We start from the raw sequence: 6,061 nt of genomic DNA, 5'->3' as shown, positions 1-6,061 counted from the left end.
ATCCTGAAAATTAACTCATTGCACGAACTGAAAAAGGCAATACGAAACTGACCCTGACCCTGAACCTTACAAAAAATGGTTAGGGTTGAAGAACGGCGATGTGTCTTTGTTAGAATCAAGATGCTACGGATTCTACCGTGACCTTTAACCCTAAGGATTCAAGTTTCTTAATTGATTGTCTGATAATCGTGTCGCGTTTTCGTTCCCCGTAATAGGTTGGGCCCAATTCAATGTAAGGTTGTCTACGCTTGAGAATGTAATATGCGATCATCAATATGCTGTGAGCTACGGCTACTGCTGCTCGACTGGCTCCCCGGCGTGCGGCAATCCGATGGTATTGACTGGACAAATACGTATTCTTCGTTCTCCCGGCGGCGCGTGCCGCTTCAACAAGAGCGTTTCGGAGTTTCTTGTTGCCTTTACGGGTCGTTCCTGATTTCCGTTTACCGGTACTTTCATTTTGACCTGGACACAGCCCCGCCCATGAACACAAATGAGCGGCGGAGGGAAATTGATCCATATTGGTGCCGATTTCGGCTACAATCGTTTCAGCCGTTCTTCTCGCCACTCCGGGAATCGTGTCCAGCAGTTCCAGGTCTTCTTCAAAAGGGAGCATGCGCCTCTTGATCTCTTCGTCCAGTCTGCCGATTTCTTCGTCCAGATAATCGATGTGCCGCAGTTGTGCCGCCAGCATCAGCTTCTGATGGTTTCCCATCAGTCCTTTCAGGGCACGTTGTAAATCTGCTTTTTTGTTTCTCAATCGCCGCTGTGCCAGTTCCGAAAGCAATTCCGGGTTTTCTTCACCGGCGATCATGGCTTCGATCATGGCTCGTCCCGATTTCCCGAGCACATCGCTGGCGACAGACGATAGTTTGATGTTGGCGCCTTCGAGCACTTTTTGAATGCGGTTGACTTCCCGGGCCCGCTCATCAATCAGGCTGCGTCGGTATCGGATCAATTCACGCAGTTCCCGCTGGTCGCGGTTCGGGATGAAACTGCCTTGTAACAAACCGTGGCGAAGCAGATTGGCGATCCATTCGGCATCCTTGACATCGGTCTTGCGTCCGGGCACATTCTTTATGTTCTTGGCGTTGACGACGAGTGTCTGAATGTCCTCAAGCTCCAGCAAGTTGTAAATGGGCTTCCAGAACGAGGCGGTGCTTTCCATCGCGACATGGGTGCACCCGTTGCTTTTGATCCAATCGACAAGCAGGATCAGGTCATCGGTCATGGTGGAAAAGGTCCGGATTTCTTTGGTTTCCGGTGTGATGACGCAGGCCACCACGTTCTTCTTGTGAACGTCCAGCCCGCATACGTGGGTATAAACGACGTCCATACAGCAGAACTCCTTGCGGCGGTAATGATTAAGGGCTGGTGCAGCAACCGTCAAGCGATTATTCTATCCTGCGTGCTCCCGGAAGGGGCAACAATCTGTGGTGCACCTGGTCGCTGGGGCTCTGTCTAACTCACGGGCTCGTAAGCACCATAGTTTGGCGACCTCCCTCGCCAGCCGCAAGTCCATTATACCGCACGTCCCCTTTTTCATCATCTGATGGTGCCGCGTCAGCGGCATGGGGGTCTAATTGAATAACTTTGATAATGCTTAACCTTTTCGATATTGAAGCCGCTGCATTGGTTTAATACGTTCTGATCCCAATGGCCGCATTTTTGAACAAGCCCTTCAAGGAGCAACTTAATGTCACGCTCAACCGTCTTTAGTAAAGTCTGGTGGGTTGGGTGGAGGATCAATTCGAATTCTATCCATTACCTTCTCCTCCATATAGAAATCAATATGACTATGATACATATATTCGCTAAATCCATTGGATCACCTCCAAATTTTTCTCAAACAAATATTATTCTATATCTTGACACGATTTTCTAAGCTCTACCTACTGATCTCTGATCTTGGTCGGCTGAACAAGCCGATTAACTGCACAGGGAGGATAATAATTCCTTGTGCAGTAGGGCTTTGATTAAAAAAAGAGTGTTTTAAGCCACCTATTTGACCAGCGACAATTCTCCACGATTTACTGAAGTATATCAATCCACGTACCCGCAAAGGGTACGACCTATAATGGATAGAATTCTTTGAATAGATAGGAATTTCAATCCACGCACCTATGTAAGGTGCGACAGGTGGATGTGAATTGAGCGGATAGCTTTAGATTTAGCCACATCTGCTCCTGTACCCCCACCGGCGAAAACTTCAACAAAGCGCTTTGTCTGATAATAATCCAACAAATCGGCGATTAAATGTCCTGAGCAGTTTCCTCGATATTTGCTGCTTCCATACGGACCACGGTTAGGGTAAGAAACAATACTGCTGTTCATTCTCCATTCCCCTCTCATGTGAAAAAAGCAGCTCTCCAATTCCAGGGAAAGCTGCTTTCATCTTTGAATTATCTATTCTCTACGACTATTTTCATTCCAGCGACTTTCTCACCCTTCGAATCTGAAACCATAAAAGATGGAGTACAAACCATGTCCACATTCTGCACAATTGACTCCTGTGCAATAGCTACAGCTTTCACTGCCTTACTTATGGCGTTATCTCCTACCGCTTGCAACTCCACCACGCCACATTTACGAATTACATTAGCGATTCGCTGGGCTGCTTCAACTGGATTGGCATGAGCAGAAATTTTGCAAATACTAATCATTATGCCAAACACCTTCTCCCTGAATTTCATTAGCTATTAGAAGCATTCATAACCGCCTTTCCTTCCTTGCGCAAAGTTTTCACCGTAACTGTACTCAAAACTTCAGGAGGGGCAGCAAGCAACAACGCAGCTACCCACCGTTCCTTACCATCCCTCTTCAAAAGCTCAGTTAAAAAGCGATCCTTGGCTGTCATATCATGCCCTGCTCCTTTAAAGAAACATATCCTTCCGTTCCGATAACAACATGATCCAGGACATCGATGCCAATTATTTCACCAGCTTGTATTAGTCTTTCGGTCAATTTCTTATCTTCAGAACTAGGAGCAGGATCACCTGAAGGGTGATTATGCACACAAATAATGGATGCAGCTCCTTTAATGATTGCAGGTTTAAAGACTTCACGAGGATGCACGATTGCGGAGTTTAACGTACCGATAGAGATAACCTCTTTAGACAAAATTCGATTCTTTGTATTTAAAATAAGGATCATAAAATGTTCCTTATCTAATCCAACTAAATCGGTAGCCACAGCCTGAAAAACATCGGCTGGTGTATGGATATAGTGATCTTTCTCCCCCTCCATCACTTTTCGAATCAGTTCTAGCAACTTCTCAGCCTGTTTGCGTCTTCTAGGTGGCAAAGCATTCAACTGAGATTCCATCACCATAAAATCTTTCATTTTTACTCCTTCCCGTTTACCCCGAGCCGCCTTACGGCGGTGTCGGAAATAAACACCGCCGTTTAACGCCGGGCGAGAGGCGAAATTATTTATAACTATCTCGAACCATAATTTACTCTGAGAACTAAAGATGCAATTAGACTTTTCTCGAATCGAAACGCTTCGTTTCTTTCAACGTGCCATATTGGGACAAAGCAGCTTCATCCCAGCCGAGCTTCTTAATCGAAGTAGCCGGAAGACTAAGGAACTCCCAAGCATTCTTTCCTTCTGCTGTAATCGCTACGGCCAGTTCCTTCAAACTATCGGCTCCAAACTGCCAAGAAGTCGAAATGCTGTATCCCCACAATTTATCTCCAGCTTGCAGTGGGCCATTATCATCCACATAAGCCTTCAAGTTCACTTTCATTTGCTTCAACGCCGCTTCCGTACGCTCGATTTCTAAGGCTAGTTCAATTGCTTTTTCTTCGGTCAATTTTTCAATTACTGCTGTCATTTTCAACACTCTCCTAATTTAATTTTCATAAAAATAAAGACCTACAAGCATTAAGAACCGCTTGTAAGTCTTCATCAGTTAAAATTCCTATTTCATGTTTTAGTCGTTCATAATGAACGCTACTCAATTTGGACGTTCTAACATAGGAAGGAAAGACCAACCCGGCTAACTTCCAATCGAGCAAGTTTATGTCCCAATGATTCCGCATATATGAACTTGTTATTGGAGCAATCAGTAAATCTTCATCCTGATTGTCCTCCATTAACACAACGACAGGTCGCTTCTTGGACTTGCTTACATCGTCACGATAAACAATTTCAGCAATCCAAACACTCCCACGTTTAAACGTCCTTGTAGAGTTCGTCATAAACATCGTCCTTGTCGTTCAGCCAGAAATTATACTCAGAGCCAACGACCCAAGCATCTCTAGGAATATCTTTTAATTTAGCATTTTCCGAATTTGTATCTTTGGATTTTGCCACTTGCTTCTCCTCCTTGTTCATGACGCCCCTCCTTCCGCTCAGTTTGTTAAACTCTTTGTTAAACTCATTGTAATCAAACGGAAGGGGAACATCAATGATCAGATATTTTAGATATGACAATCCACGACGACCAAATAGTGATCAGGATCGGCTGTTTTGATGAATGTATCAAAGTATGAAGTATTAAAGTTTCGGGCTTCTTCGGAGGTTTCGGAACCCATACCAAACCAGCCCATATCCCCTTTTGCATGCCACTTACCATCCGGCGTAATCACTGCATAGGTAGAAAAGCTCAGCACCTCACGAATATAAGATTGCTTATCTCCGTATCTTTCAAGGATAAATTCCGGTCGATAAAGGCTTCTTCCGGCCATCATCTCTTCCCAAGCCTCAGTCGCCTCGGCCGCCATGATTTGAATATCTGGTGCAAGAGCTGCGGGTACTTGGTACCCTTCAATCTCAACCGTCATACCTTTATGCTCGGTTTGTTCAATAAAGAAAATGTCCTTGATCCGAGCAGCATCAGCCCGTTTTCCTGACTTCAGCAAAAGCGAACCTGACCATCTGCCACCAATGGAATACCAGTCCCATTTAGCATTAGGATTCTCCCAGTAGCCGTACTTTCCTGTTTCTTCATCACGTGATGTGTACCCTACGTATTCGACCATGAAATCATCAAAAGAAGGATACACTTCCGTATATCGAATCTGAACTCGTTTTAAGTGACCCGGCACTTCATATCCGATTACACTGCCACTTGGAGTTACTTTTCTGAATACCTTATCATATGGCGATACGATACGCCCGTCTTCCAATTGAATTCGTTCTAAAGATTCATTTTCATAAATCTTGCGGTACTCTTCTTCAACATCATGGAACTCCAGATACTCTTTTGGACAATCTCCCATGTTGTTTTCTTGATAAGGAGCCAACAAATCCTCAACTTTATCCAACGACTCTGTAATCACCGCAACTGTAAAATGACTCATTTATCTCATCCTCTCAACTTAATTTTTCGAATTTTGATAACACTCCAGCACAAACGGACAATGCTTACATTGGCTGCCTGGAGTAGGCGGAAACAAAGAAGAAGCCATATCCGGGAATGATTCCAGACAAGACTTCTTCATTTCAATTTCTTCCGCCAAACCACGCGCCCATTCTCTAGCTTCATTGGCATCAGACTCGTTATATACAAACGATTCTGCTTTCCTGAAGCGTAGAAAGTACAATGTCCCCATGACTTGCCGGAGTCCTCTCATTTTCATAATTGCCCAAGCATATAATGCAAGCTGCCTTGTATCATTTGCTCGGTACGGCCGCCAATTCGATTTCCAATCCCAAAATCGTTCCTCTTCCAGAAGATCAATGTAGCCTTGAAGTTGAATACCGTCTCCAAGTGGAAGTACAAAATGAACTTCCGTTTGTCCCCTGACTTCCGGAGCACGCTGCACCAATGAAGCAATCTCTTCATAAGTCACTTCGGGATGAAAATCTGATTCAATAATTGCCTCTATAATGGCTTCATGCTCAGATACTCCATTGATCTTTAGCTCAATCGCTTTATGAACTGCTTTTCCAAGAGCTAGTGGTTTAGTAACTGGCTCTTTTTTACCTAAAATGTACTTTTGGTAAAATCGATAAGGGCAAGTTTCATAAAGCGAGAGCCGGGAATAAGAGTACAGCATTAGAATGGCAAATCGTCATCAGAGATGTTCCATCCATCTCCGGCTGAATTGGTTCC

General features: G+C 44.5%; 10 protein-coding genes. All 10 read right to left on the bottom strand.

Annotated elements, in window-relative coordinates; translation table 11 throughout:
* Positions 1-115 precede the first annotated feature (115 nt).
* The 10 genes from POTG_RS18705 to POTG_RS18680 all read right to left on the bottom strand — a co-directional run bounded on the left by POTG_RS18705 (position 116) and on the right by POTG_RS18680 (position 6,005).
* Entirely contained in the window at positions 116-1,336 is a 1,221-nt protein-coding gene (locus tag POTG_RS18705) for an IS110 family transposase (protein WP_009226419.1), read from the bottom strand.
* Between the two features lie 785 nt (positions 1,337-2,121).
* The gene (locus POTG_RS23470) at positions 2,122-2,334 is read right to left on the bottom strand and encodes a hypothetical protein (RefSeq protein WP_198136235.1); all 213 of its coding nucleotides are present in this window, start codon (positions 2,332-2,334) and stop codon (positions 2,122-2,124) included.
* A gap of 68 nt (positions 2,335-2,402) precedes the next feature.
* Positions 2,403-2,663: a stage V sporulation protein S gene (locus tag POTG_RS18700; RefSeq protein WP_157273514.1), complete on the bottom strand. Its 261-nt coding sequence runs from the start codon at positions 2,661-2,663 to the stop codon at positions 2,403-2,405.
* Positions 2,664-2,692: 29 nt separating this feature from the next.
* On the bottom strand, positions 2,693-2,857 hold the full coding sequence (locus tag POTG_RS24055; protein WP_157273513.1) for a hypothetical protein: 165 nt from the start codon (positions 2,855-2,857) through the stop codon (positions 2,693-2,695).
* On the bottom strand, positions 2,854-3,342 hold the full coding sequence (locus POTG_RS18695) for a JAB domain-containing protein (protein WP_009226417.1): 489 nt from the start codon (positions 3,340-3,342) through the stop codon (positions 2,854-2,856). Before POTG_RS18695 ends, POTG_RS24055 begins: the two co-directional genes overlap by 4 nt.
* A 136-nt stretch (positions 3,343-3,478) precedes the next feature.
* Positions 3,479-3,835, bottom strand: coding sequence for a hypothetical protein (locus POTG_RS18690; protein ID WP_157273512.1), 357 nt, complete (start codon positions 3,833-3,835; stop codon positions 3,479-3,481).
* Between the two features lie 25 nt (positions 3,836-3,860).
* A complete protein-coding gene (locus POTG_RS25440; protein WP_157273511.1) occupies positions 3,861-4,202 on the bottom strand; it encodes a type II toxin-antitoxin system PemK/MazF family toxin in 342 nt (113 codons plus the stop codon).
* Entirely contained in the window at positions 4,177-4,338 is a 162-nt protein-coding gene (locus tag POTG_RS24050; protein ID WP_157259345.1) for a hypothetical protein, read from the bottom strand. The genes POTG_RS25440 and POTG_RS24050 overlap by 26 nt, the downstream gene beginning before the upstream one ends.
* Before the next feature lie 86 nt (positions 4,339-4,424).
* Positions 4,425-5,306: a hypothetical protein gene (locus POTG_RS18685; protein WP_009226414.1), complete on the bottom strand. Its 882-nt coding sequence runs from the start codon at positions 5,304-5,306 to the stop codon at positions 4,425-4,427.
* A gap of 18 nt (positions 5,307-5,324) precedes the next feature.
* The gene (locus tag POTG_RS18680) at positions 5,325-6,005 is read right to left on the bottom strand and encodes a RecB family exonuclease (protein ID WP_009226413.1); all 681 of its coding nucleotides are present in this window, start codon (positions 6,003-6,005) and stop codon (positions 5,325-5,327) included.
* Positions 6,006-6,061: the final 56 nt, after the last annotated feature.

The organism is Paenibacillus sp. oral taxon 786 str. D14 (assembly GCF_000159955.1).
In the GTDB taxonomy this organism is placed as follows: Bacteria; Bacillota; Bacilli; order Paenibacillales; family Paenibacillaceae; genus Fontibacillus; species Fontibacillus phoenicis.
The sequence above is the reverse complement of the archived record's forward strand: the minus strand, read 5'-3'. Positions and strand labels throughout refer to the sequence as shown.